The sequence below is a fragment of the Arthrobacter sp. D1-29 genome (genome assembly GCF_054130585.1).
In genome coordinates, this window is sequence record NZ_CP096383.1 from 434791 (window position 1) to 460540 (window position 25750).

17 protein-coding genes and 1 pseudogene are annotated in these 25750 nt (G+C 63.5%); 4 read left to right on the forward strand and 14 right to left on the reverse strand.

Features of this window, described 5'->3' with window-relative positions:
- Positions 1–251: 251 nt before the first annotated feature.
- The gene (gene malQ, locus M1E17_RS02090) at positions 252–2639 is read left to right on the forward strand and encodes a 4-alpha-glucanotransferase (protein WP_457965117.1); all 2388 of its coding nucleotides are present in this window, start codon (positions 252–254) and stop codon (positions 2637–2639) included.
- Here malQ and M1E17_RS02095 read toward each other — a convergent pair.
- Complete coding sequence (locus M1E17_RS02095) at positions 2628–5609, reverse strand: FAD-binding and (Fe-S)-binding domain-containing protein (RefSeq protein ID WP_457965119.1); 2982 nt, start codon at positions 5607–5609, stop codon at positions 2628–2630. The genes malQ and M1E17_RS02095 overlap by 12 nt on opposite strands.
- 144 nt (positions 5610–5753) lie before the next feature.
- Here M1E17_RS02095 and M1E17_RS02100 point away from each other — a divergent pair, with 144 nt between their 5' ends.
- Positions 5754–6656, forward strand: coding sequence for a LysR family transcriptional regulator (locus M1E17_RS02100; protein WP_457965120.1), 903 nt, complete (start codon positions 5754–5756; stop codon positions 6654–6656).
- Between the two features lie 84 nt (positions 6657–6740).
- On the opposite strand, the gene M1E17_RS02105 is transcribed toward M1E17_RS02100, so the two are convergent.
- Together M1E17_RS02105 and M1E17_RS02110 are read right to left on the reverse strand one after the other, a co-directional pair.
- Entirely contained in the window at positions 6741–9638 is a 2898-nt protein-coding gene (locus M1E17_RS02105) for an alpha-amylase family glycosyl hydrolase (protein ID WP_457965122.1), read from the reverse strand.
- A gap of 393 nt (positions 9639–10031) precedes the next feature.
- Positions 10032–11078: a lactonase family protein gene (locus tag M1E17_RS02110; RefSeq protein ID WP_457965124.1), complete on the reverse strand. Its 1047-nt coding sequence runs from the start codon at positions 11076–11078 to the stop codon at positions 10032–10034.
- Positions 11079–11271: 193 nt separating this feature from the next.
- On the opposite strand from M1E17_RS02110, the gene M1E17_RS02115 reads away from it, so the two are divergent.
- A complete protein-coding gene (locus M1E17_RS02115; RefSeq protein ID WP_457965125.1) occupies positions 11272–12246 on the forward strand; it encodes a methyltransferase in 975 nt (324 codons plus the stop codon).
- A 708-nt stretch (positions 12247–12954) separates the two neighbouring features.
- Here M1E17_RS02115 and M1E17_RS02120 read toward each other — a convergent pair.
- The 9 genes and pseudogenes from M1E17_RS02120 to M1E17_RS02160 form a co-directional block, all read right to left on the reverse strand.
- On the reverse strand, positions 12955–13422 hold the full coding sequence (locus M1E17_RS02120; protein ID WP_457965127.1) for an ester cyclase: 468 nt from the start codon (positions 13420–13422) through the stop codon (positions 12955–12957).
- Positions 13423–14275: 853 nt separating this feature from the next.
- On the reverse strand, positions 14276–14941 hold the full coding sequence (locus M1E17_RS02125) for an HNH endonuclease signature motif containing protein (protein WP_457967940.1): 666 nt from the start codon (positions 14939–14941) through the stop codon (positions 14276–14278).
- Positions 14842–16188 (reverse strand): annotated as a pseudogene (locus M1E17_RS02130) (DUF222 domain-containing protein); the annotation flags it as partial. The pseudogene M1E17_RS02130 and the gene M1E17_RS02125, both read right to left, overlap by 100 nt.
- Positions 16189–16413: 225 nt before the next feature.
- Complete coding sequence (locus M1E17_RS02135) at positions 16414–17079, reverse strand: DUF2510 domain-containing protein (protein WP_457965129.1); 666 nt, start codon at positions 17077–17079, stop codon at positions 16414–16416.
- Positions 17080–17196: 117 nt separating this feature from the next.
- Positions 17197–17742: a hypothetical protein gene (locus M1E17_RS02140; protein WP_457965130.1), complete on the reverse strand. Its 546-nt coding sequence runs from the start codon at positions 17740–17742 to the stop codon at positions 17197–17199.
- Positions 17743–17853: 111 nt separating this feature from the next.
- Entirely contained in the window at positions 17854–18120 is a 267-nt protein-coding gene (locus M1E17_RS02145) for a GlsB/YeaQ/YmgE family stress response membrane protein (protein WP_267277437.1), read from the reverse strand.
- Positions 18121–18256: 136 nt separating this feature from the next.
- Positions 18257–19090: an aldo/keto reductase gene (locus tag M1E17_RS02150; RefSeq protein ID WP_457965132.1), complete on the reverse strand. Its 834-nt coding sequence runs from the start codon at positions 19088–19090 to the stop codon at positions 18257–18259.
- Positions 19091–19119: 29 nt separating this feature from the next.
- Positions 19120–21669, reverse strand: coding sequence for a rhamnogalacturonan lyase (locus M1E17_RS02155; RefSeq protein WP_457965134.1), 2550 nt, complete (start codon positions 21667–21669; stop codon positions 19120–19122).
- Between the two features lie 141 nt (positions 21670–21810).
- Positions 21811–22476 carry an ArsR/SmtB family transcription factor gene (locus tag M1E17_RS02160; RefSeq protein WP_457965136.1) on the reverse strand — a complete coding sequence of 222 codons (666 nt, stop codon included), beginning with the start codon at positions 22474–22476 and terminating at the stop codon, positions 21811–21813.
- A gap of 337 nt (positions 22477–22813) precedes the next feature.
- Between M1E17_RS02160 and M1E17_RS02165 the strand changes: the two genes are divergently transcribed.
- Positions 22814–23599 carry a methyltransferase domain-containing protein gene (locus tag M1E17_RS02165; RefSeq protein WP_457965137.1) on the forward strand — a complete coding sequence of 262 codons (786 nt, stop codon included), beginning with the start codon at positions 22814–22816 and terminating at the stop codon, positions 23597–23599.
- Positions 23600–23671: 72 nt separating this feature from the next.
- Here the strand turns inward: M1E17_RS02165 and M1E17_RS02170 are convergent, their stop codons facing one another.
- Positions 23672–24697: an SDR family oxidoreductase gene (locus M1E17_RS02170; protein WP_457965139.1), complete on the reverse strand. Its 1026-nt coding sequence runs from the start codon at positions 24695–24697 to the stop codon at positions 23672–23674.
- Positions 24691–25662 (reverse strand): aldo/keto reductase, encoded by a 972-nt coding sequence (locus M1E17_RS02175; RefSeq protein ID WP_457965140.1) that lies wholly within the window; start codon positions 25660–25662, stop codon positions 24691–24693. Before M1E17_RS02175 ends, M1E17_RS02170 begins: the two co-directional genes overlap by 7 nt.
- Positions 25663–25750: the final 88 nt, after the last annotated feature.

Below are 25750 nucleotides of genomic sequence, written 5' to 3' on the forward strand. Positions count from 1 at the left end.
CGGATTGTTGGAGATTTTTTGCTCCGCATATCGTTGGGGTCGCCCTTCATCGCGCGTGCCTACCGTAATAGACAACGTTGTCAGTGTGAGGAACCGTAGGTTATGTCCGCAAGACAAGTCAACGGACCTGAGCGCCCCTGCCGCGTCCCTGCAATAATCGGAACCAGCAGTTGTGCCGGAGTATGCCGGCGCCCGGTGCAACAGGCATCAGTGTAAGTTCGGGCCCATCACACCAGACGAGGCGGACATCCATGAAGGCTCCAGACCACCAGTACACGGAATTTCCCGGAATGCCGGGGGACGCTCCTGGCCAAGGTCCGGTGCCAGGTCCAGCGCCAAGTGAAGCCGCAGGTGAGGCGTCCGTGACAGGTCAGGGAGCGCCAGGTCAATCGTCCCTTGCGGGGGATGATTCCCTTGCAGGCCGCGCTTCCGTTCCAGCTCAGAGCCCTGTTGATAGCCACCTGCTCCAGCGGTTGGCAGATGCACATGGCGTCGGCACTTCGTTCCAGGGGTGGGATGGCCTTCCGCACAGCGTGGCCCCGGAGACCCTGATCAAAGTGCTTGCTGCGCTCGGCGTTCCGGCGCATACGAACGAACTCATTGAGGCTGCCCTGGCCGAGGCGGAACTGGCGCCGTGGCGGCGCATGCTGCCACCCGCCGTCGTGGTCCAGCAGGGGGAAATGGCGCTGGTCCCGGTCCATGTACGCGATGGCGCCACGGCAAAGCTCAGCATCCATCTGGAGGACGCAGCGGGCCCCGGGCAAAAGGCAGAGCCTCCAGTAGTGGAGGCCATCCAGCAGGATGTCTGGATTCAGCCCCAGGACGTGGATGGATTACTGACTGGCCGGGCCACCTTCGCGCTGCCGCAGGATCTGCCCCTGGGCTGGCATACCCTCTCAGCTGAGTCTGAGGGGAACACAGCGGAAGGAACGCTGGTGGTGGTGCCCGCCCGCCTGACCACGGCCACACCCCTTGAGCAGCGCCGCGGCTGGGGCCTGGCAACCCAGCTCTATTCCTTGCGCTCCAAGCGATCCTGGGGAATCGGCGACTTCGCGGATCTGGCCGATCTGGCCACACTGAGCGGGGAGCGCGGGGCCGACTACGTCCTGGTGAATCCGCTCCACGCCGCCGAGCCGGTTCCTCCTGTCCAACCCTCGCCTTATTCGCCCTCCACCAGGCGCTTTTTCAATCCCTTGTATATCCGCGTGGAAGACATTCCTGAACTGGCATATCTCAAGCCGCGGAGGCGTGCCGTTGTGGACAGGCTCCTGGAACAGGTCCAAGGGCTGAACAGGGACGGCGAGCGGCTGGACAGGAACACCGTTTATGCGGCAAAGCTGGAGGCCCTGGAACTCCTCTACCACGCCAGGCGGTCACCCACACGGCAGGCAGCGTTTGACGAATTCTGCCGGATGTCCGGCTCAGGACTTGACGATTTCGCCCTGTGGTCCGCCGTAAGGGAGGACATCGGACCGGAGGATCCCTTCTGGACGGATCCGGCGTTGGCCCTGGGGAAGCCCGAGGCTGAGGGCCTGCGGGAGAAGCTGTCGGACCGGATCGGCTTCCACCGCTGGCTGCAATGGATCTGCGACGAACAGCTGGAGAACGCCCAGCAGGCTGCCCTCCGGGCCGGAATGAGACTGGGGGTGGTCCACGATCTTGCGGTTGGAGTGGACCTGAGCAGCGCAGACGCCTGGACCCTCCGTGGAGTACTGGCGCCGGGAATCAGCGTGGGTGCCCCGCCGGACATGTACAACCAGCTGGGCCAGGACTGGAACCAGCCGCCGTGGCACCCTGGCCGGCTCGCCGAAGCCGGCTATGCGCCCTTCCGCAACATGCTTTCCACTGTTCTACGGCACGCCGGCGGCATCAGGGTGGACCATGTGCTTGGCCTTTTCCGTCTCTGGTGGGTGCCCGCCGGAAACTCCCCGCGGGACGGCGCCTATGTCCGCTATGACCATGAAGCCCTGATCGGCATCCTGGCTCTTGAGGCACAGTGCGCTGGTGCAGTGGTGATTGGCGAGGACCTGGGAACCTTTGAACCCTGGGTCCGTGACTACCTGGCCGCCCGAGGCATCCTGGGCACGTCCATCCTGTGGTTCGAGAACGACGGCGATTCGCCGCTCCCGCCGGAACGGTACCGGAAGCAGGCGCTTGCCAGCGTGAACACCCATGATCTGCCGCCCACGGCGGGATACCTGGCGGGCGACCACGTGGAGCTGCGCAGCCGCCTTGGCCTGCTGGAGCGCTCTGAAGAAGCCGAGCGGACCGAGCACCTGGCCACCCTGGAGAAGATGATGGGCCTGCTGCGGGAGCGCGGGCTGCTTCCTGAGGGCAGTGCGGCCTCCTCCCGCGGTCCAGGTGCCGGAGCAGTCTTGCCGGAAAGCGAGGAGCAAACGGTGGTGGCGCTTCACCGCCTGCTTGCCCAGACGCCGTCGGTCCTGCTGGGTGTTGCCCTGGTTGATGCCATGGGGGAGCGCCGTGTCCAGAACCAGCCGGGGACAACAGAAGCGCTGTACCCGAACTGGCAGGTGCCCCTGGGCGGCCCAGACGGCCGCCCGGTCTTGCTTGACGATCTTCCGAGGAACGCGCGGTTCAATACCCTCCTGGCCGCCGTGCAGGAAGCCTTAGGCTCGTGACGCGCGGCGTTCTGACCGCCTGGTGCCCAGCTCACGAGGGGCCGGTTCCTGGTTCTTGGGGTCAATGAGTTCAGCAAGGTGGCTGGAGGCGCCGTTGGAGTGGCTGTCCAGGATTTGCCGTACCTGCATGTGGCAGCTGAAGCCGTCCGTCAGGATGGGTGTGCCGTCGGCTGCACCGCGGAGGGCAGGGGCGAGTGACTGCTCGGCCACAGCCATGCTGACGTCGTAGTGCTGCGCTTCGAAGCCGAAGTTTCCGGCCACGCCGCAGCATCCCGTGGCTTCCTTGACGGTAGTGATGCCCAGGGCTGCCAGTGCATTGGCCTGCGTTCCAGAACCGAAGACGGCGTACTCATGGCAGTGGGTCTGGACGGTCACCGCAGACGGGACGTTGGCCGGTTGCCAGCCCGCCTTAGCCTGTTCGATGACTGCGGTGGCGAAGCTTTGGATCCGGCGGGAGACCCGGTGGGCAGCTTCCGTGGGAACCAGTTCGGGGAGGTCCTTGCGCAGGGCGGCCGCGCAGCTGGGTTCGATCACAACGATCGGCCTGTCCGTTCCGTCGTCAAGTGCCTCGGCGGTCCGGTTGAGCAGCTTTCGCGCTGTGTCCAGCTGGCCGGTTGAAATCCAGGTCAGGCCACAGCACAGGTCCGCGCTGCATTCCACGGTGCGCTGGGCATCCTCCAGGACCCTCTTTGCTGCGCCGGCCACCGAGGGGCGGAAACCGCGCGTAAAGCTGTCGATGAACAGGACCGTATCGGCCCGGCCCGACTTAGAAGCCTTGGCCTTTGCGGTGCCGCGGACCGTTTCGCCGCCGATCTCCTTCAGCAGCTGCTTGCGGGAGGCGAAGTCCGGCATCCTCCGGTGCGTGGTGATCCCGGAGATGCGGGCAATCAGGGGCCGCAGCGGGGAAGCCAGGGCCGCGTTGACAAGCGGTGCGATCCGGCCGGTGATCTTCAGCCAGGTGGGCAGCCAGCCCAGGGTGTAGTGGGCTATCGGGCGCAGGCGGCCTTCGTAGTAGTGATCGAAGAACTCGGATTTGTACGTGGCCATGTCCACGCCGGCCGGGCAGTCAGTGGAGCAGGCTTTGCAGGACAGGCAGAGGTCCAGTGACTCCCGCACATCCTCCGATTTCCAGCCTTCCTCGGCAGTGAGTGATCCGGTGACCATGTCCTGGAGGACGCGTGCCCGGGCTCGGGTGGAGTTCTTTTCGTCCCGAGTGGCGCGGTAGCTTGGGCACATCACGCCGACGCCGGAAGTGGTCCGGCACCGTCCCACGCCGATGCAGGTCTGGACTGCGTCCGTGAACCCTTCCCGGCCCGTGCCGGCGGCCGGCTCCAGAGCAAAGGACGTCCGGAAACCACGGGCAGGCGTTGCCGCCAGCGCGAGGTTGGACATAACAGGGGCAGGATCGGTGATGATGCCTGGATTCAGGATTCCGTCCCGGTCCCAGACTGCCTTGTATGCTGCGAAGGCTGCCAGTGCTGCCGGGCTGTACATTATGGGAAGAAGCGCGGACCGTGCCCGGCCGTCGCCGTGCTCGCCAGAGAGGGATCCGCCGTGGCGGGTGACCAGATCGGCGGCCGCGCGCAGGAAGTTGTCCATCACAGCCCTCCCGGATTCAGTCCGGGGGTCGAAAGTGATCCTGACGTGGGTGCAGCCGGCACCGAAGTGCCCGTACATCACGCCCCGTAGCTGATGCTCAGCCAGCAGGCTGGTGAAGTCGGCCAGGTAGGCGGCCAGGTTTTCGGGTGCCACCGCGGCGTCTTCCCAGCCTGCCCACGACTGGACACCGCCGGCCAGGCGGGAGGAAAGCCCTGCCCCGTCTTCCCGCACACGCCAGAGGTTGGCCCTTTCCACAGGATCAGACACCACCACGCCGTCCACCACGTTGCCCCGCTGCTTCAGGGTTTTCAGGAGGTCATCCGCCTTCGCCCGCACCTCGGCAGGATTGCTGCCGTCCAGGTCGACGTAGAGATAGGCGGTGCCGGCAGGCAACGCCCCCACAGCCCCGGGTCCACGCCGATCCAACACGGTCTGGACAATGGCGTCGTCGATCCCTTCGACGGCGGCAGGGTTAAAGCGGAGGATCTCCGGCACATCCGTCGCCGCGGCAACAACGTCGTTGTATCCCAGGCAAACGAGCAGTGCTGCAGCAGGAACGTCAACGAGCTTCACGGTGGCGGACACGATGACGGCGCAGGTTCCCTCGCTTCCGGCGAGGGCTTTGGCGGCATTGAAGCCGTTCTCCGGCAGCAGGTTGGCCAGCTGATAGCCAGAGACCTGGCGGGCAATGCGCCCGAACTCTGTGCGCAGGAGACCCAGATTGGAATCGGCCAGCTTCTTCAGGCCGGCATCGATCCGAGCGGCCTCTTCGACAGCTGCCGCGTCCGTCGGGTCAGCTGCCGTTACCCCTCCCGGCCCGGCGGTCACGTGGTGGCCTGATGCTGTGATCAATTCAAGGGAAACAACGTGGTCAACAGTCCGGCCGTACCTGACCGAGTGATTGCCGCAGGCATCGTTGCCGATGGCTCCCGCCACAGTAACCCGCCCCATGCTGGAGGGATCCGGAGCGAACGTCAGAGCGCCGTCGGTGGCGGCCAGGATCTCTTTTTGCAGGGTTGTCAGAATAATGCCTGGCTCAACCTTGACTGTCTTTGCGCCGGCATCCAGCTCGAGGAGCCGGTTCATATAGCGGGAGAAATCGATGACCACGCCGGTGCCGATTGCGTTCCCGGCCATGCTGGTTCCGCCGCCGCGGCTGGTGAGGGGAACGCCGTGCCGCCGGCAGGCGCGGATGACAGCGGCAACGTCCTGGCTGGTGCGGGGGAAGGCGACGGCTTGGGGACGCACCCTGTAGTTGGACGCGTCGTAAGAGTACTCCGACAGCCTGCGGCTGCTGGCGTCCACCTCCACGCCATCCTGCTCCAGATCCCGCACGACACTGTCTGCTCCGGCTCGGTTCATCGGGTCCATCTTTCGACTCAGGCGAGGCAGTCCAGGCGGCTTTGAGCCCGTCCGCATTGTGCTTGCTGTCCGACCAGTGTAGGAGTTAACAAGAAACTGAGAACGGCGATTTTCGCAAGGCATTGTTTCCCTATTTGAAAGAAGAAGGATCCCGTGGACCTGTCAACTGTGGATGATCTCGAATTCTTCGAAGAGATCTCACGATCAAAAAGCCTGACGGAGGCGGCCAGGAGTTGGGGAAAGTCCCTGCCTTCCGTCAGCAAAAGGCTGACCCAGCTTGAATCGAGGCTCGGCGCCCAGCTTGTCAGACGGAGTACGCGCAAACTCACGCTCACTCCGGAAGGGGAACAATATGCTGCGGGGGCACTGTCCATCCTTCAGCAGAAAATGGACCTTGAGGAAGGCATCTCGCAGAAATACGGTGAGCTTCGGGGGCGGATCGCCGTGCATACAACGGTTGGCCTGGGCCGGATCCATATCGCCCCGCTGCTGGGCGAGTTTGTTCGGGATCATCCTGGCGTCTCGGTTGACCTTCAGCTGTCCGCGCTTCCGCTGAACATTGCGGGCAGCAGCTTTGACCTGGGGATCCGGGTGGGGAGCCTGGAAGACTCCCAGCTCAAGTTCACGCGGCTTGCGGAAAGCCGGCGGGTGGTCTGCGCGTCCCCGCAGTACCTGGAGCGGATGGGTGCGCCCACCACAACAGCCGAGCTTGAACGGCACAACTGCATCATCCTGCGCCAGGACAACAGCGACTATGCCCTGTGGCGGTTTGGGGAGCAGGGCCGGGAACGGAACGTCCGGGTGAACGGCAATATGGTCAGCGATGACGGGGAAGTGGTGGCCGGGTGGTGCCTGCAGGGCCTGGGACTGATGATGCGCTCCACGTGGCATGTGAACCCCATGCTGCGGCAAGGGCTGCTGAGGCAGGTCCTTGAGGATGTTCCAACCCCGGCCGCGGACATTCACGCTGTTTACCCGGATGCGGTGCATACCCCACGGCGCGTGACCGCAGCCATCGATTACCTGCGGCGCGGTCTCGCGGAGCGGCTGGCGTAGTGGCTTAGGGAAAGCTCAGGGAGATAAAGCCCAGCCAGGCAAACAGGAGGGGAAACGTTGCTCCCCTCCTGTCCGAGGAGGGAATTAGCCGGCGGTGATGACGTGCGTGGCGTGGTCATAGCGGAAAGTGACCGGGCCGCCGTCGTGCTTGTAGGCAATATTGGCGCCGTTCGGCACCCCGTTTGCTCCATAATTCACGTTCCAGGAACGGTCCAGAGCGGCCTTGAACTCGTAGGTGCCGGCTGGAAGGCCTGCCACCTGCAACTTCCACACCAGGTCAGCCGGATCCAGCATCAGCTGCGCCTGGTCACATTCGGGCAGCCAGTCGTCCACGCAGCCCAGTTCCGATCCCAGGCTTCCGGCCACCGACACAGCCTGCGGCTGCTGGGAGGCGTAGACGGCACTCAGCAGGTGGGTGGAGTTGTCGTAGCGGAAGGTGACAGATCCGCCGGGGTGATCCAGCACAATGTTGGAGCCGTTGAAGACTCCGTCGGCCCCGTAGTTTTCGTCCCACCCGCCGTTCAGCGCCGCCTTGTACTCGTATCGGCCAGGCGGCAGGTCAACCGTGAGCCGCCAGATCTTGTCCACCGGTTCCAGGCTCATCATCGCCTGTGCGCAGGCAGGGCTCCACTCTCCACAACCCATGGGAATGTTGAGCGAACCCGCCACAGTGACCGAATCCGGCTGGGGAGCCTCACCCACAGTCACCGTCCGTGGTTCGCTGACCACGCTGAAGCCGGTACCGCTCATGGCAGCCCGGTACCGCACCTCGGTTCCGTCCGCCAGGTCCAGGCCGGACAGGTCATCCACAACGGAGTACACGGGGGAGGAATCGTCTGAACCCACCGCTGTCCATTCGCCGGAGGCAACGCTCCGCTCAAATGACACCACATGGCTTGCCTTCTCAGGGTCGGCGACGGCGCTGAGCTCCACGTTGCCGTTCACACTGCTGCCCTCTGTGGGTTTCTGGATGGTCAGGACCGGTGCCGGAACGGTTGCACTGCGGGTCTGGCTGCTGGCGGTATGGCCGCCGTTGTCCAGCACCGTGGCCCTGTATTCCAGCCCTGTCCCGGTATCCATCGCCGCAACATCATGGAACACCTGGTAGGGCGCGGTGTCATCGGTGCCGATCGGAACCCAGCCCCCACCTGCCGTCCTTGCCTCGAAGGTGACCTCGTAGAACGACGTACCGCCGACGTCGGCCGTCACCTTAACGCGGCCGTTGTCACCGGGCGCCGCGGCAGGTTCCTGAAGTTCGACGGCGGGGGCCGCCTGGGAGTGGGGGATGCGGCCCGACGATTGGTACACCACAGCCGAAAGCGGCGGAACCGTCACGCTGAGTTTGCCATCGCCGGCCGTCTTCACTTCATGGGCGGCACCTGTGTCCCCATAGATCTTTTTGTAAGTGCGTTTGTCGATATAGGTGGGAACCTCGGCGGACTGCGGCTCTTCACTGTTGTTCAGGGCCACCACATACTCGCGCTGATCCTCAGAGTCCGTGCGGGAGAAGGCGTAAATGCCCGGACCTTCGGAAGCGTACCGGTGCTGGTGGGCGCCGTCGCGCAGGGCCGGGTGTTCCCTGGTCAGCGATGCAAGCTCGCTGATCTTGGAGTACAGCGGGTGCCCAGGATTGAAGTTGTCCGTGGCGTGGGTGGCATCAGTGCCCAGCAGGTCGTCGTCGAGGTACTCCGGCACCTGGCTGGCGAACAGCGTCTGGCGGGCGTCCTGGTCGCCGCCGGGCCCGGTGAAGCCCTGCTCGTCGCCGTAGTAGATTACCGGGTTGCCGCGCGAGAGGTACATGAGTTCGTGGGCAAGTTCGTCGCGTGCCACCTGCTCGGCATCCGTTGAGCCGGGGTTATCCGCAGCGATGAAACTGCCGATCCGGCCCATGTCGTGGTTTCCCAGGAAAGTGGGCAGTTGGTAGACGTTGGAATCGGCGTCCGTGTACCAGTCGTCGCCGGCAAAGAAGGATTCAAGGGCACTGGTGTCCTGGCTCTTGGAGGCAAAGTTTCGGGCTGCGTCCTGGAACGGGAAATCCAGGACTGCCTGCATCTGGTTGCGGGTAGTGAACTGGGACGTAAAGCTCTTGGTGGTGTCAAAAACCTCACCGAACATAAAGAACTCGTCCTTGCCCTGTTCCTTGGCGAAGCTGAGGACCTCGGGGCCGAACTCCTGCCAGAACTCGTCGTTGACGTGCTTCATGGTGTCGATCCGGAAGCCGTCCACACCGAAGTCCGCGATCCATGCCTTGTAGATCTCCTTCATCCCGTCCACCACTTTGGGGTGCTCGGTGAAGAGGTCATCCAGGCCGAAGAAGTCGCCGTAGTAGGCATCCTCGCCCACAAAAGTGGTGTCGCCGCGGTTGTGGTAAAGCGTGGGATCGTTCAGCCAGGCGGGGACCTTCAGGTTCTCCTCGCCCTTGTCCAGCACGGGAACGTAGGGAAAGGAGGTGGCTGGACTAAGCGCCGGGAAGCTTGCGGAACCGGCGAAGTCACGGTCATCAAACTCGTTACCGTCTGCGGTCCTGTACGGCTCGGAGTCCTTGGAAACGTACGTCTTCCGGGCGCCTTCCTCATAGCCGATCACGTCCGCGGTGTGGTTGGTAATGATGTCAAAGTAGACCTTCATGCCGCGGGCGTGGGCCTCGTCAATGAGGGCCTTGAGCTCGTCATTCGTTCCCAGATGGGGATCGATCTGAGTGAAGTCCGTGATCCAGTAGCCGTGGTAACCCGCTGACTTGTCCTCCGGCTGGACCGCCTTGTTCTTGAAACTCGGCGTCAGCCAGATGGAGGTGGTGCCCAGGCCCTGGATGTAGTCGATCTTGTCCAGCAGGCCGGCCAGGTCTCCGCCGTTGTAGAAGCCCTTTCCGGTGGGATCGAACCCGGACACCATCGGATCGCTGCCCAGGCCGCCGTCGTCATTGGCAGCGTTGCCGTTGCTGAAGCGGTCTGCCATCACAAAATAGAAATTCTCGTCAGTCACGGGCGCCCTCAGTGAATGAAGGGCTGACGACGAATCGGGATTTTTGGGTTCAGGTACGGCCTGGGCAGGGAGTACTGCAGTGGAGACGGCGACCGCGGCAGTGAGCAATGCTGCGGCCGGGCCCCGTAGCGCCTGTCGGGTGGTTGGTTTGAGGGCTGCCGGCTTGCGGCTTCGGTGCGACGGTATGAGGCGTTGGGTGGAGCCTCCGGGGGTGCGGGCATTCACGTCAGGAGAGACCTTCCTGGTAGCGGCGTTGCTGAACAGGTGCACGTTCTTGCTTGGGTGCGGTGAGGGGCTGGTCCAGCAGGAGGTTGGTCGCCAGCTGTGAACCAAGTCACAACTGTAAGCGCTTGCACCGAATATTTCCAGTGTTTTGCGAAATGCCTTCGAGTACTAGTTGGCGGGCACCAAAGCAGTGGGCGAGGGGGTCTGCAACCTGTGCACAACGGGCCCGGGCAAGCCTGTTGACGCGTCCAAAGCGAAGGTGGCAACCTCGTCTGAACGCTCATGAGCCACGTGCAGCCAGGGGCCCCTGACCAGGTGATGCCGGGGCCAGTCCCCGCCGCTGGTGAAGTCGGCCAGGGGCGCAACCTCTGCGCCGTCGGCACCCACCAGGAGAACACTGATCAGGTTGGAGCCGCGCACACCGACATACGCGTGGTCCCCGCTCTGGCTGAGGCAGATCTCCGCGGCCGAATCGCCGGGAAGGCTACCGCCGGAGGTCGCCGGACCGCGGTTGATCAGCTCAAAGGTCCCGGCATCCGCCCTGAGCACGAAAACCTCGATGGAATACTCTGAGACCACAAAAACGCTCCCGCTGGTGTGCTGCACCAGGTGGCGTGGGCCGCTGCCGTAAGGGAGTGCAACCTCGTGGTCCGCAATCAGCCCGGTGCCGGGCTCAAACCGCCAGATGCGGAGTGTGTCGTGTCCGAGGTCCGTTGTCATGACGCGCCCGTCGGCGAGCATAAGACTTGCGTGGGCCCGGCTTTGCCGGGGCTCGCCCGGCGTCTGGCTTCCGTGCGGGTCAACCGATGCTGGCGCAGCAGACCGCCCGGTGATCCCGCCGTCGCGATCCAGTTCATAGAGCAGGACCTGGCCGTCCCCCCAACAGGTGACGGTGACGAAGCGCGCCAGCGGATCCACGGCAACGTGGCACGCGGCCTCCCCGGCCGGTTGGGGTTCGCCGAACTGTTCCAGGCCGAACTCCCCGGACCGGCGGTAAGCCTGGACCGTTCCGGCCTGCTCGGCGACGGCGTAGACCACGGGAAGGGTGGGGTGAACCGCAAGGAACGACGGCGAATCGGCCTTGGTTGCCGTACCCAGCCATTCGAGCGTCCCGTCGTTGCTGGCGGATATAGCACCAATCCCCTCTGCCCGGCCGCCGCCGTCCTGGGTATAAGTGCCGGTCCAGATCAGTGAGTGCCGCGCAGGAGAAGTCATGGCTTCTATCCTGCCAAGAGATTGCCTTCCTGGGGCTGCATTTCGGCTTCAGTTAGCATGGAGTTTCCAGCCATGGCAGAAGGAGGTGAGTCCCATTACCGCTGTATCAGTTTCGGGTACTCCCTCACGTTGCCGTCCAGGCCGCCAGGCCTAGATGCCAGGAGTGCCCATAGGCTCACCGAAAGGCGTTCCCGTGTCAGCACCTAAACAGGACTACTCTCCGATCCCCTCCCGCCAGCACCATTTCTCCGGGACCCTGGCTGCAGAAAATACCGCACGGCTTCGTGCTGCGGGCTGCGTATTCGCCGAGGAGGAGGCGCAACTTCTTCTCGACGCTTTTACGAACCCTGATGATCTCGCTCATGCTGTTGAGCGGCGGATTGCCGGGTATCCGGTGGAGCACATTCTTGGTTGGGCCCAGTTTTGTGGGGCCCGAATAGCCGTGGATCCAGGAGTGTTCGTTCCCCGCCGCCGTACCGAGCTGCTGGTTCATCTCGCTGCGGAACTGCTGGAGGGATCTGGGCTAGGGTCCAGGGGTGGAGCCATGGGAGTCAGCCGGCAAGGATCCAGGCGAGGAAGCCGGGCCGGCCTCGGCCTGCACTTGTCTGCGCATGATGAAGCAGTCGTCCTGGTTGATCTCTGCTGCGGTTCCGGCGCGGTGGGCGCGGCGCTTGCAAGTCGGGTAGGCGGGCTTGAGCTTCATGCCGCGGACATCGATTCGGCAGCAGTGAAGTGCGCCGCCCGTAACGTGGGGCTTCTGGGCGGGCAGGTTCACCATGGCGACCTGTACGAGGCCCTTCCACCGGCGCTCAAGGGAAACGTGACACTTCTGGCGGTGAATGCTCCATATGTTCCAACGGATGCCATCGCCACGATGCCGCCCGAAGCCCGGGAGCACGAGCCGCTCATCTCCCTCGACGGCGGTACTGACGGCCTGGACGTCCATCGCCGGGTGGCGGCTGGTGCCCGGGAATGGCTGGGTTCTGGCGGGCATATCCTCATCGAAACAAGTAGGAGGCAGGCCCTTGAGACTGCCGGCGTCCTTGCAGCGGCAGGACTGGAGACAAGGACTATCCACTCCGATGAGCTGGATGGCACAGTTGTGATCGGCACTGCTGCGATGGGCACGGCAGCATCTGGCGACGGCACTGCAGATACATTCGAATAGACACGCCAATAAAAAGCGGCTGGTAAAGCCGCAAGTGTTCAGTATGGGGGAGGGGTCCGACAGGAACGGGTTGTGCCCAATGGGGGACAGCTTTGAGCTGCGCAGACGGCTCCACCTGACCGCCAGCGGGAATAACCCGTTCCTCAAGCCCTGGGCTCCGCTGCGCTGCATCCAGGAAGCGGTCCTGCGGCTCCGGTGTTCCCGTCGCAGAGCTCCTGAAACCCTGGCCCTGTTTGTCTAAGGCGATGCTCCTATAGGCGTCAAATTTGTGCGCCGGAGTAGACATGACCCAAGAGTGGCTCCCCTAAACGAGTGCGTAACACCGTCAGCGAGATTAGGTCAACTGCAGTGGCCCGAAGGCCTGGCTCGCTGCAGGGCGGTAATCATCGCGGCCGTGCCAAGCCCACGATATTTCGCCCGGAGCTTGTCCGGCGCAGAAACGAGAAGACCCTTGAGTCGGTAAGACAGTGCAGCAAGGCACCTCAGTTTCCTGGTGGCACTGCAGACAGTGGGCGTGGGGCTGGTGGTGGCCATGCTGTTCATCCCCGGAGACACGGCATGAGCTGGCTCGAACATCCAGCGGATGAACCGGACGTTTCCACATCCATTGGCATCGCACAGCCATCGCTGATGTTAAATCGTGTCCAATAAGACTCGGCGCCGCCGCGGAGGACGGCGCCGAGCTCACCTTGTCGCTGCCCAGATAACCTAGGCCAGCCCCAGTTGCTCCTGCTGCGTCGCGAGGTCGTAGTAGCGGCGTTCCTCGACGATCTTCCCTGCTTCATCGAAGCGGCTGAAGAAGGCCATGGGGAACTCCAGCCGTCGACCCGTAGCCGGGATCTCCTCTCCACTGGGCAGTGGGAGCGGTCCGGTATTCGTGCCGGAGATTGTGCCCTCGCCGGCAGCCATACGACCCTCTACCAGAATGCTGGTTATCGAGAACTGGAGATCCGGAAATGCTTTAGTGAACACCCCCGCGTCCTGCTCGATTGCCGCCAGGCCACGTAGCGGTTCTGGGTACTGGGGATCTACCACGACGGCGTTGTCCGCATAGAAGCTGGCAAAAGCGTGGACATCATGGGCGTTCATCGCCTGACTCGACGCCTCGAGTGCCTGCCTGATGTCCAGGGGTCTGGCCTGAGCAGGGCCGCCTGCGCCGTAGCTCTGAGTGGTCATGGCTTGTTTCCTTTCACTTTTGGTCTCTCCGGCGGGATGCCATACTGACTGTCCCTTCCTAAGAGGCAAGAACTTCAATGACCGTGGATGTTTCCGGCCTTGCATACGGCTGGAGGTTCGACTCCAACCGGCGTCTGTCCCGTCCGGGGGCATCAGAAAGTGCGCAGTATGGGCGCGCCGCCGGAGTTGGTGGTGGCGAACGGGATGAAACTTGCGGATGGGGGGCAATGAAAATCGGAACCGATTGGCGGATGAACACGCGCGTGCTTCTTTGGTTGCGGGACGATGTTCTGTGCCAGTCCAGCCCATGGCATGGTGTGCGGGGCAGCCAGAAAAGTTGCAAAGCCTTTCGGGGCTTTCCGTGAGCCGGCTGCATCCAAGGCAGCAAGCCCATTTTAGGATGTGTGCAGATCCTTGGATAGGCCTCCGGGGCCTTCGTCGCTGCTTCCATAGCAAAGGCTGAACTGTTGGCTGGCGTGACGCTCCTCCTGCAGTAAGCCACGTGACGACTTTGAACGACAACTGCTGCGTATTGCAATTGCTGGGCATAGGCTTCCCCTCTGCACAAAGGGTCACTTCTGTTCGATATTCCTGTTCCCAAAAGAATGTTGGAGTACAGCTGGCTCGAACATCCAGCAAAAACGACCACGGGCACTGCAGTCCTCTAGCGACGGCCGATATCTCGACCAAGTGCATTTCACTGTTTCATCGGTCCCGCGGCAGCTTTCAGTCACGTCAGCCAGTCCGTGGAAGCGTCCGGTGGCCAGGGAAGCCGAATCATTTCATCCTGAACCGCCCTACGGGCAGGTGCTACCTAGGGCATGGAGGCCTTCAGCGCGGGGCGAGGGCAGGTTTATTTCTGTGGTGGTGGGGGTGGTTTGAAGTAGTTGTTTTGTTGGGGTTTTTGGTGGGGGTCGATGTGGGGTGGGGGTGTGTACCAGGGGGTGCCGTGGTGGGTGTGGATGGTCCATTGTTCTTTGTGGATGAGGTGGTGGTGGTGTGGGCAGAGGAGCGCGCCGTTGTTGGTGGTGGTGGGGCCGCCGTGTGACCAGTAGGTGATGTGGTGGGCTTCGCACCAGGGGGCGGGGATGGTGCAGTTGGGGAAGGTGCAGCCTTGGTCGCGGGCGGTAAGGGCGAGGCGTTGGGCGGTGGTGAAGAGGCGGGTTTTGCGGCCGAGGTCCAGGATTTCGCTGTTGGTGCCCAGGAGGGCGGGGATGATGTCGGCGTCGCAGGCGATTTTGCGCAGGGTGGTGGCGGCGACGGGTCCGGTGAAGGTGAAGTTCCCGGTCCCTGACTCTGCGCCGGTCCCCGTGCCTGGGCCCGTGCCTGTGGTGCGGTGGGTTGGGGGAGGTGGGGGAGGAGGTCCTGGTAGTTGATGGTGGCGAGGATTTGGGGTCTGTTGCCACCGGTGGTGGGCAGGGTGTTGGTGGTGAGGGCGGCTTTGATGGCGGTGATGATGCCGTCGAGTTGTTTTTGGGAGCGGGTGCGCCGGTCCAGGTCCACGTCCGCGTCCTGCCAGACCTGGAGAAGTCCGCCCGCGCCGTCACTCGTGCCAGTACCGGTTTCGGTGCTGGTGGGTGGGGTGGTGCTGCGGGGGTTGGTGGCAGTGTTCATGACGGTGAGGAAGTGTTCGTATTGGTCGGTGGTGGCGAAGATTTCGATGCGGTGGAGGCCGTGGCGGGGTTTGCGGATGAAGGCGCCTTGGGTGTGGCGGAGTGCTTCTTCGCTGGGTTCGGTGCCGTCGGCGTCGATGGTGTCTGACCAGCGGCGGGCGACGCGGGTGAGGAAGTCGGGGTCTGCGGTGGCTGCGGTGCCGGTGAGGTGCTGTTCGATCCGGGTGAGGGTGTCGGGGGTGGTGTGGTGCCGGAGCCGGTCCAGGGTGGTGGCGATGATGGTCCCGGCCCGGGAGGACACCACCGGGCTGCCCACGGTACCGGTGACAGCCAGTCCCGCCTCGGTGTCGGTTTGTTCTGTGTCGGCTTCTTCGGTGCCGGTTGCTGGTGCCAGTGCTGTGGCGAGGTGTTCCCGGGGTGGGGGTGTGGGGTCTCCGGTGAGGGTAGTGGCGGGAAGGGTGTCGTGGGCGAGGTGGAGCCGGCGGCGGGCCTCGCTGATGCCGATCCTGAGTCTGAGGCGCAGGAACTCGGCGGTGTTCCGGCATCCGTCATCGGCCGGGGACCGCGGCACTGACATTTCCGGTTTTGTGCTTGTGGGGCTGGTGGCGGGCCAGGCGGCGTCGGTCTCGGGGAGGGTTTCGGTTCCGCTGTCCCGGCCGGTGACCCAGCCGGTGGTGCCGGTGCTGGCTGATGCTGTGCTGGCGCTGGTGCGGCGGGTTCTGGTGTTGGCTTCGATGATGGCCTGGGTCCGCGTGCGGTCCACGGCGCCGGCGGAGAGGATTTGCAGGTAGTCCACGGTCCGAGAGAACTCTTCGACCAGGCCGGCGAAGTTTGAAGCCTCCACGTAGCCTGCCAGCGCCAGAGTTTCCGGAGCGGCAGCGGCGGCCCGGTTCAGAAGCGAAACAAGGCCGGCCAGCCCCATGGTCTCAGTTACGCCTGCGGCCTCAGCGGGCCCGGCCGCCCTGGCGCACGTGTCAGTCTCAGCCGTCCAGACTGGGTTGGCCGGGACGGCACGAAGGTGGGACAGCCCGCGCTCCCAGCCGCCGCCGTCGGACGCTTTAGTTGAATTTGAAAGGGCTGCTGCCGGGGTGCCTGCGGGTGTCAGGAGGGCAGCCCCGCCCTGCTCTGCAAGCTGTTCCCCGATGGCTTCCATAGGTCCACTCTGCCAAGGGGGTATGACATTAACAGGGTCACCGGATTTAGCGCCGTGATCCTGGAGGGAGCGGGCCCGATGGGCATCGCGGGACGCCCGGGAAAGCGTGGCTACGGTGGCGCCGTGCCCCCAAGCTGTTCCCCGATGGCTTCCATAGGTCCACTCTGCCAAGGGAGTGTGACATTTAACGGATCAGCAGATTTAGCGCAGCCAGAGTAGAACCAGTCAGCTCGGAATGGACATAACGGACGACATGACCGAGGACAGGAGCGCCGACATTTTGATGGTGGACACCACGGAGCTGAGAACGAAAACGCCAATGGTCACCCAGACGGGCAGCAGGCCGCGTCCGGGCGCAACCTTATGGACGATCACCGAGCGCCCAATGACATATACCGCGCTGTTGAGGAAACTCCATGCCCAGTGGAAGGGCCTGACCACCCCGTCCCGCTTGAGCCGTTCGCTGTCAAAGTACGCCAACAGCACAGAAGCGGCGTAGGTGAGGAAACCCGAAAAGACGAGAAGGAAATAGACGGGTGTGAAAACGGACAGCGGGTCGACAGCGGGCGTGTCCTGGCTTCCAATGCTGATGAAGCGCACTTCCGGGTTCCACAGCAGCAAAAGTATGACCGGCAGCAGTGGCAGCAGCGTAATGATCCAGATCAGGGGATTGTAGACGGGCGTTTCGCTGCTGATATGGGGGCGTTCGGGAATGTAGGGGGTAACCGGGTAAGGGGCACCGCCGGGTCCGGGTACTTGTGCAGCGGGTACATACGGTGTGCTGTATTGGCTTGTCCAGTTTGTGCCGTCCCACCACCTGAGCCGTCCGGTACCTGCGGGGTCGGGGTACCAGCCGGGAGGAACTGACGCGCCGGTATTGGAATTGCTCATCTGTATGCCCTCATTGTGTGCCGCCGCATATACCGCTGGCCGCCGCCACCCCAAAGGGTAGCGGCGGCCAGCACGGTTATTAAGTTACAGCAGACCGGTCAGCCCGGAGCCGCTAATTCAGTCCCGCTTGGGATCTACGTTCGTGGCCGCGCCGGCGGGGGTTGCGCCGCCTTCGTCCGACCAGTCCTGGCCCTGGCTGGCATTTCGTGCGGGGTCGGATTCAACATCCGACGTCCCCAGGTTGACCGTCTCCGGGTGCGTGCTGTGCGACGGAACGTGGTCGCCAACAGCTCCTGGCCCAAGGTCCGCGGCGGATGTTGCCATGCCCGCTCCGGTCCCAGCGGAGGCTGGGACCGTCATGCCGTCGTCGGAAGCCTTGGTCTGGCTGCTCTTGCCGGTGCCGTCGCCAGAGGCAGATTCATGGTGCATGGCGGACCCGATCACGGTGCCGGCCCGACGAGCGGCCTCGCCCAATTGGTCCGCTACTTCGGGTGCCTTTTCCTTGATGGCTTCGGTGGCCGCGGTGACCTTGTCCTGGACAGGCTTGCTGTCCCAGATGCCGGCTGCCTTGGCCTTGAGCTTGTCGTACGCTGCCCGGCCGGACCGGGATCCCAGGACGTAGCCTGCTGCGATGCCAACACCCAAAAGAAGTTTATTTTTCATGATGAACTCCTGCTCCGTGAGAAGGTTTCAAGCCCGGCCGCTTGGCCGGGAGATGAGGAAACCGGCCCAAGGAAGATGTCCCCGGGCCGGTTTCCTGGCCGCGCGCCGCAGTTAGCTGCGGACGCTCCGCTTGGTGATCATGCCGTAAACGAGCAGCACGATGATGGCGCCGCCGATCGCGAGCAGCCAGGTCTGCAGCGAGAAGAACTCCTGGAGCCCTTCGCCGAAGATCAGTCCGCCGATCCAGCCGCCGAGGAATGCTCCCACAACGCCCAGGAGCAAGGTGATGAAAATGCCGCCACCCTGCTTGCCCGGGAGGATCGCCTTAGCGATCGCGCCAGCAATGAGGCCCAGAATCAGAAATGCAAAAAAACCCATTTTGTCGTTTCCTTTTCTTCAATAAAGGAGGCACCCGGTATGCCGGGTACGCTTCGTCCTTCTGCCTCAATAGTAATCATGCTTACTATCTAATTGCCAACCCCACACGCTGCCGGCGGACCCGTAAAAGCCCATTTCAGTGACCGCTGACGTCTGAATCAATGCCGGCGTCCGGACCCTCGTCCAGGATGGAGATTTCCGCTAGATCCTGCGGATCCAGGGCGAAATCGAACACGTCCAGGTTCTCCTTCATCCGCTCCGGATCACCGGTCTTCGGAACAGTGACAAGTCCGTTCTGGATATGCCAGCGCAACACAAGCTGTCCGGGCGTTTTGCCGTACTTTTCGCCCAGCTGGACAAGTACCGGAGCATCCAGCAGGCTGGCCCCCGAACCGCCCAGGGGGCTGTAGGACTCGGTGACGATGCCGTGTTTTGCGTGGAATTCCCGCTCGGCCGTCCGGGTGATCGCAGGGCTGAGCTGGACCTGGTTCACCGCCGGCACCACCTCGCACTCGGCCATAAGCCGCTCAAGGTGGGCCGGCTTGAAGTTGGACACCCCGATGGACCGTACTTTTCCCTCCAGCTGGAGCCGCTCGAATGTCTTCCAGGTGGAGATGAACTCGTTCCGCTGAGGCAGCGGCCAGTGAATCAGCAGCAGGTCCACATAGTCCAGCTTCATCCGCCGCAGCGAACCCTCCAGCCCTTCGATGGCACGGTCCTGCCCCTGGAACTGGCCATCCAGCTTGGTGGTGACGAACATTTCGCTGCGGTCCACGCCGCTGGCGCGGATTCCGTTTCCCACCCCCTCCTCGTTACCGTATTTCACGGCGGTATCAATATGCCGGTACCCGGCTTCCACTGCATGTACGACGGCGGTAGCCACCTGATCGTCGTCCAGCGGCCAGGTGCCGAGGCCGATCTGCGGGATGCTGTGGCCATCATTGAGCTTGATGAGGGGTGCAAGTGTCATCTCAACAGTCTCTCCCGGATCGGCCCGTCCTAGCCCTTGAACGCCCGCAGAATATTTCCGGCGTTGTAGCCCAGGACGCTGCGGGCGGCTTCGGAAACGTTGTCAGGGTTCTTCTGCTGGCCAAGGAAGTCGACAAACCGCTGGATGGCCTGGCCGGCTTTGGCGCTGTCGCCGTCGGCAACGGCCTTCTGCGCCTGCTCCACACTGGCATTGAGCTGGCTGGCCACCGGCCCGGAAACATCGCCGGAGTCCGTCAGGTCTTCCAGGACATACTGCAGGGCCTTGACGCTGCCCGGGAGCCAGGCGGCCCGCAGCGGGACGTTGCCGAAGTCCATGTCGGATGCGAAGTAGAAGTCCGTGTAGGAGGGCTGGTTGTAGGTGGTGTTCTGCCGGGCGACTTCGGCACGGTACTGCGGATCGTGCATCAGCGTGTACAGCTTGTGGTTGGTTACCTCGGTGCTCAGGTAGAGGCGCAGGGCGGAGCTGTCGGCGGTCCTGACCAGCATCTCTTCACGCCAGTCACCCACCACGTCCGCCACCAGGCTGGGTGTGCCTTTGGTGCCGTTGTTGGTGCGGGTACCGTCGGCGGTCAGCAGGCGGCCGCGCTTCCAGTCGTCAATGGTGGGTGTCTGGTCCCCGGAGCCGTTGATGATCTGGGTGGTCATGTCCGCGGCCCATTTGATGCTCATGTTGGTGCCGGGAGTGCTGGCGGACAGGGGGCGGCCGTCTGCCGTCTGCATCCCCATGGCCCAGACCTCGATTCCGGGAATGGCGGGATCAACATCGCCGATCATGCCGCGGCCGGTGTCCTTCCCGGAATAGGCGCCGAACAGGACTTTCCCGTTGCTGGCGTCGCGCATTGCATAACCGTACGGCGCGTGTATTCCGCCCTCATGGACGGTGAAGATCTCCTTGCCCGGACGCGCCGGGTCGATGTCCGTCACATGCATCGCATCGCCGTGGCCCAACCGCGCCTCTGAGCCAGGGGTGGCGCTGCCGGCAGGCATGGTGTCGAAGGAGCTGTACAGCAGCGATCCATCGTCGTCGATCGTGGCTGCGCCGTAGACGATTTCCTGCTTGCCGTCACCGTCAACGTCAGAGGCGCTAAGGGAGTGGAAGCCCTGGGTGGTGAGCCTGCCGAACACCGGATCCGAGCCGTCGCGGCCATGCGGGGAGTCGTTGAAGGGGTTGGTCATGGGTGCCCAGCCGGAGTCCACATTCCACACCGGGGAGAGGGTGGTGCCGTCCCAGGTGTAGCTGGCCAGGGTGGTCCGCGTGTAGTAGCCGCGGGCGAACACCGCTGCGGGTTTCTGGCCGTCCAAATAGGCCACGCCGGCCAGGAAGCGGTCCACGCGGTTTCCCGGTTCGATCCGGGCCATGGCATAGTCGCCCCACATCAGGCCGTCGTCGTGCCGGCCAGGCGTGTACTCCACAGTTTTCAGTTCCTTGCCCGTCGCACCTTCAAAGACGGTCAGGTATTCCGGGCCGGAGACAATAAATCCTTCGAAAGCCCGCAGGTTGTTCCGTGTGCTGCGGGACGGGGCGTAGACGTCCATGAAGTAGTCCGTGACAGCCTCGGCGTCCGTCCGCGAGAGCGGGTACTGGTACTTCGGAGCGATGCCGAACGCCTCCTCCAACGTGGCCGGCCAGTTGCCGGCTTTCACCTCGGGGTGCTCGGTCCAGCCCAGGAAAGTGTCCACCATGTGCTGGTAGTAGTCCTCAGCGCTCATCCGGTAATCGTCACCGTGGGAGTAGCCGGCGTCGATGTCCCGCTGGAGCAGCGAGATGAAGGAGCCACCGGCCCCGTTGCCATCCTTGTACGGGATGGTCCTGGTGCCGGGCGCGGTCTTCATCATCATCTCGGCGCGCCCGTCGCCGTCGAAGTCGTTGACCAGCAGCTGCGTGTAGTGGGCGCCGGAGCGGATGTTGACGCCCAGGTCGATCCGGTGGAGCAGCGTACCGTCCGCCTTGTACGTGTCCACATACGTGTTGCCGGTGTAGCCCACCTGGGAGACGTCCTTGGAGTTGTTCGGGTCCCATTTGACGATGAACTCGTACTGGCCATCGCCGTCCACGTCTGCCACCGAGGCGTCGTTGGCGGCGTAGGTGTACGCCTGGCCGGCCGGGGTGACGCCGTCGGCAGGCTTTTTCAGGGGGATGTCCTTGAAGTTGCCGGCCCAGGCGGTGGCCGTGGCGCTGCGGTCCAGTTCCACACCCCCGACGACGGCACGCACCTCGTACGCGGAGGCGGCGGTTCCGCCCGCGTCAAGATAGTTGGTGCTGTCCGTGACAGTGGCGAGCTTGTGCCCATCGCGGTACACCGCGAAGTCCGTACCAGTGAGGCCAGTGGCGGTTGATCCCGTCGCCTCATGGCCAAGCAGCCGCCAGCTCAGGAACACCCCTTCCGTTGTTCCGGCTGCCACCAGCCCCCGGTCAAGATGGTCCAGTTGGACTCCCGCCGTAGTTGGGATGGCTGAGGTTTCGACGGCGGCGGCCGGGCTGGCGAGGCAGCCTACGGTGAGTGCCATTGCGGCGGCGGCGCCTGAAAGATGGCGCACGGATTTCCTGCTCGGATTCATCAGTGAATCCTTTCAATTTGAAAGTGGGAAAACGCTTCCCCAGTAACTTAGTGGCGGCGGGGGAGACAAAGCAACCCCTTGCCTGCGCGGCGGAATCGGGGTATTTAGCGGCGTCGTAAAAGTGAAGTGCGCGGGAAGTGATTACAGGTTGGTTTCTACAGGCAGGCCGGCTGCCTCCCACTCGGGATAGCCGTCCTCCAGTCTCACGGCTGGAATGCCGTGGCCCTGCAGGGTCCTGACGGCGTCGTCAGCGAACACGCAGTACGGGCCGCGGCAGTAGGCAACCACAGTTTTGTCTTCAGGCAGCTCCCGCAGCCGGCCCACCAGCTCTTTGGCCGGGACGGACACCGAGCCGGCAATGTGACCCGACCGGAATTCACTCTCGGGCCGAACGTCAAGCACAACAATGTCGCCTCTCGACAGCCTGTCCTTCAGTTCCCCCCTGGTTATGGTGCTCAACACCGAGCGGTCTCCGAGGTATGCGGCTGCGAGGTCGTTGAGTTGGGCAACATGATCTGAAGCCACAAGGCGCACTGCAGCCCAAAGTTTGGCCACGGCAGGGCTGCTGAGGCGGTAAAAGATCCGGGTGCCCTCGCGGCGGGAAGTGACGAGCCCGGACCGCAATAGGTGCTGGAGATGATGGGAAGTGTTCGCCACGCTTTGCCCAATTTCCCGCGCGACGTCATCGACAGGACGTTCTGCCTGGGCAAGTACGTCCACAATCTCTACACGGCGGCCGCTGCCAAGGGCTGTCGCCACTGAAGCGAATGCATCGAAGAGCGCCTCTTTCTCCGACCTGCCACCCATGATTTCCCACCCGCCCTAGTTCAAGTAACTACTTGACAACTTACGCATCGAGGGTATCAATTCAAGTATTCAAGTGATTACTTGAATACTGTTTCTCCAGAACTGGGCATGGCTTAAAGAGGCGCGGTGCGATGGGAAATACAGCAACAGCCCGCAACGGCAGCGATGTCCTCCACTTGCTCCGAACGGTCCACGGATCTCCAGTCCAAACGCAACAGAGGACCAACTTCGAGCACTGTGCCACTGCATTCAGGACACCTCGCCAGTTCGTGACTGCCTCACGAACCCCGTCCGTGTTCACACCACCCTCAAGCTCGTCTGAACCGGAGGCCCTGCCATGAACATCCCGACCAACACAACATCCGTCGACCGCGACGTGCTGGAGAGCAAAGTTAAGCAGCTTTATCGGGAAGTGGCCCAGAACCCCGCCGGCAGCTACCACTTCCCGACCGGACGCAGCCTTGCGGAACGGCTAGGGTATCCGCGCTCGGTTTTGGAGCGGGCCCCCGACGGTGCTGTCGAATCCTTCGCCGGCGTCGGTTACGCCTTCGACCTGGCGGGCCTCGCGGAGGGTGAAGAGGTCCTGGACCTCGGTTCCGGGTCAGGACTGGACTCCTTCGTCGCAGCCCTCAAAGTGGGCCCTCGCGGGCGCGTTGTCGGTTTGGACATGACGGAGGAACAGATTGCCAAGGCGGAGAGCCTGCGAACATCCGAGGACTATTCCCGGGTCACGTTCGTGAACGGCCATATCGAGGCGCTTCCTTTCGAGGACTCAAGCTTCGATTGCGTCATATCCAACGGCGTCATCAACCTGTCCCCGGACAAGTCGGCCGTATTCCAAGAGGCGGCGCGGGTGCTTCGGCCCGGCGGCCGCCTGGCAATCACGGACATCGTCACCGCCCAGGAACTCTCCACGCAGATCGTGTGCAACGCCGACCTCTGGGCCGCCTGCATTGGCGGAGCCGCACAGTCCGACACGTATCAGCAGCTCATCGCAGACAGTGGATTCGTCCTTGAACAACTTCGGACGAATGCCTACGAGTTCCTCTCCGACAGGTCCCGCAAAGCGGCCGTGAAATATGGGGTCACGAGCGTATCTATCCTCGCCACCCCCATTAAGTAATCAGCCGATCAATGCTCTTCCCGCCGTCAGGATTGCGCCCGGAGTGTTGGTGGGACATGCAGGTGATGACCGTCAGCTTCGCGCCCATTTGGTCAGGCGCTCGCTCAGCTCCATGAACTGCGGGTCCACCACCTGGAGCGCGGGATGGGCGTCGTACCAGTCCACAATTTCCCTGGCGCCATCGGCGAAGGGGATGGTGGCCGCGTAATCCGGTACCAGGGACTTGATTTTGGTGTTGTCGAACACCACCGAGTGCGAGCGGTCGCCCAGCAGATTGGCGCCGAGTTCCTGGTTGTGCGCGGCGATGGTCTCCGAGGCCACATGGACCAGTTCGGGCTCGGGAACCCCGGCCGCACGGGCGAAAAGCTGGTAGATCTGGTTCCACGGCAAGTACTCGTCCGAGGTGATGGTGTAGCTCTCACCCACTGCCTGCGGCCTGCCCAGCAGGCCCACAAAGGCCTTGGCAAAGTCACGGCTGTGGGTCAACGTCCAGAGCGAGGTGCCGTCGCCGTGGACCAGGACAGGAAGTCCTTCCCGCATCCTGTGGATATCCGTCCAGCCGCCCACCATGGCGATCTTGGTGCGATCGTAGGTATGCGACGGGCGGACCACCGTGACCGGAAAATCTTCAGTGCGGTAGGCCTCAAACAGCAGGTCCTCACAGGCGATCTTGTCCCGTGAATACTGCCAGAACGGGTTCTTCAGCGGCGTGGATTCCAGTATGGGAAGCCGGGTGGGCGGCTTTTGGTAGGCGGAGGCGGAACTGATGAAGACGTACTGTCCGGTCCGGCCGCGGAACAGCTCTATGCTGTTCCGCGCCTGGTCCGGAGTGAAGGCAATAAAGTCCGCGACGGCGTCGAACTCCCGTCCGCCGAGCACCTCCCGCACAGCGGAGGCATCACGGACGTCGGCGTGCAGGATCTCGGCGCCATCGGCGGCGGGTCTTTCCGCGGAGCGGCCCCGGTTGAGGATGGTGAGCCGGTGGCCCAGGGCGACGGCGCGTTCAGCCGCCGCCGCGCTGATGACCCCGGTTCCACCGATAAACAGGATGTTCCTCGGCGCCACAGTGTCGGCCTGAAGGCTCAGGGGCCTTACCACGCGTAGTCTTCCGGCGCGGTGCGGTGCCCCGGGAAGATGTCGTCGAGGCGCTTGAGGGCGTCGGCGTCGAGGGTAACCTCCAAAGCCCGGATGGCGGCGTCGAGCTGTTCCTGCGTACGGGGTCCCACGATCGGTGCCGTGACCGCAGGCTGGTGCAGCAGCCAGGCGAGGGCGACGTCGCCCGGTTCGTGGCCGAGCTCATCAGCGAAATCCTCGTACTGCCGGAGCTGGTCCTCGTGCTTCTTCAGGGTTTCCAGCGCCCGGCCTTCAGTTCGCCGGACTCCGTTCCGTTCCTTTTTGAGCACGCCGCCCAGGAGGCCGCCCTGCAGCGGGGACCACGGGATCAGGCCCAGGCCATACTCCCGGGCGGCCGGGATGACCTCAAGTTCCACCTCCCGGCGGAACAGATTGTAAATGGACTGCTCGCTGACAAGGCCCGTGTAGTTCCGGCCCCGCGCAGCCTCCTGGGCCTGGGCGATGTGCCAGCCGGCGAAGTTGCTGCTGCCTGAGTACAGAATCTTGCCCTGCTGCACCGCCACCTCGATGGCCTGCCAGATCTCGTCCCACGGGGTGTCCCTGTCGATGTGGTGGAACTGGTAGATGTCGATGTAGTCCGTCTGCAGGCGTTTGAGGCTGGCATCCAGGGCCCGGCGGATATTCAGCGCGGACAGCCTGGACTCGTTGGGCCGGTCCGTCATGGTGCCGTAGAGCTTGGTGGCCAGCACGGTCCGTTCGCGGCGCTCGCCGCCCGTGGCGAACCAGCGGCCAATGATCTCTTCGGTCCAGCCGCGGTGTTCTGTTCCGCCGTAAACATTGGCGGTATCGAAGAAGTTGATGCCGGAGTCCACCGCCGAGTCCATGATGAGGTGCGAATCGGCTTCCTCGGTTTTCGGGCCGAAGTTCATGGTGCCCAGGCAGAGGCGGGAAACCTTGAGGCCGGAGCGGCCAAGGTGGGTGTACTGCATGTTGCTCAGTCCTTTGGTCTGTTCAGTTTCACCCGGATCAATTTCACCCGGGTGCGGTGCGGTTTCATCTGTGCGGTGCGGTTTCACA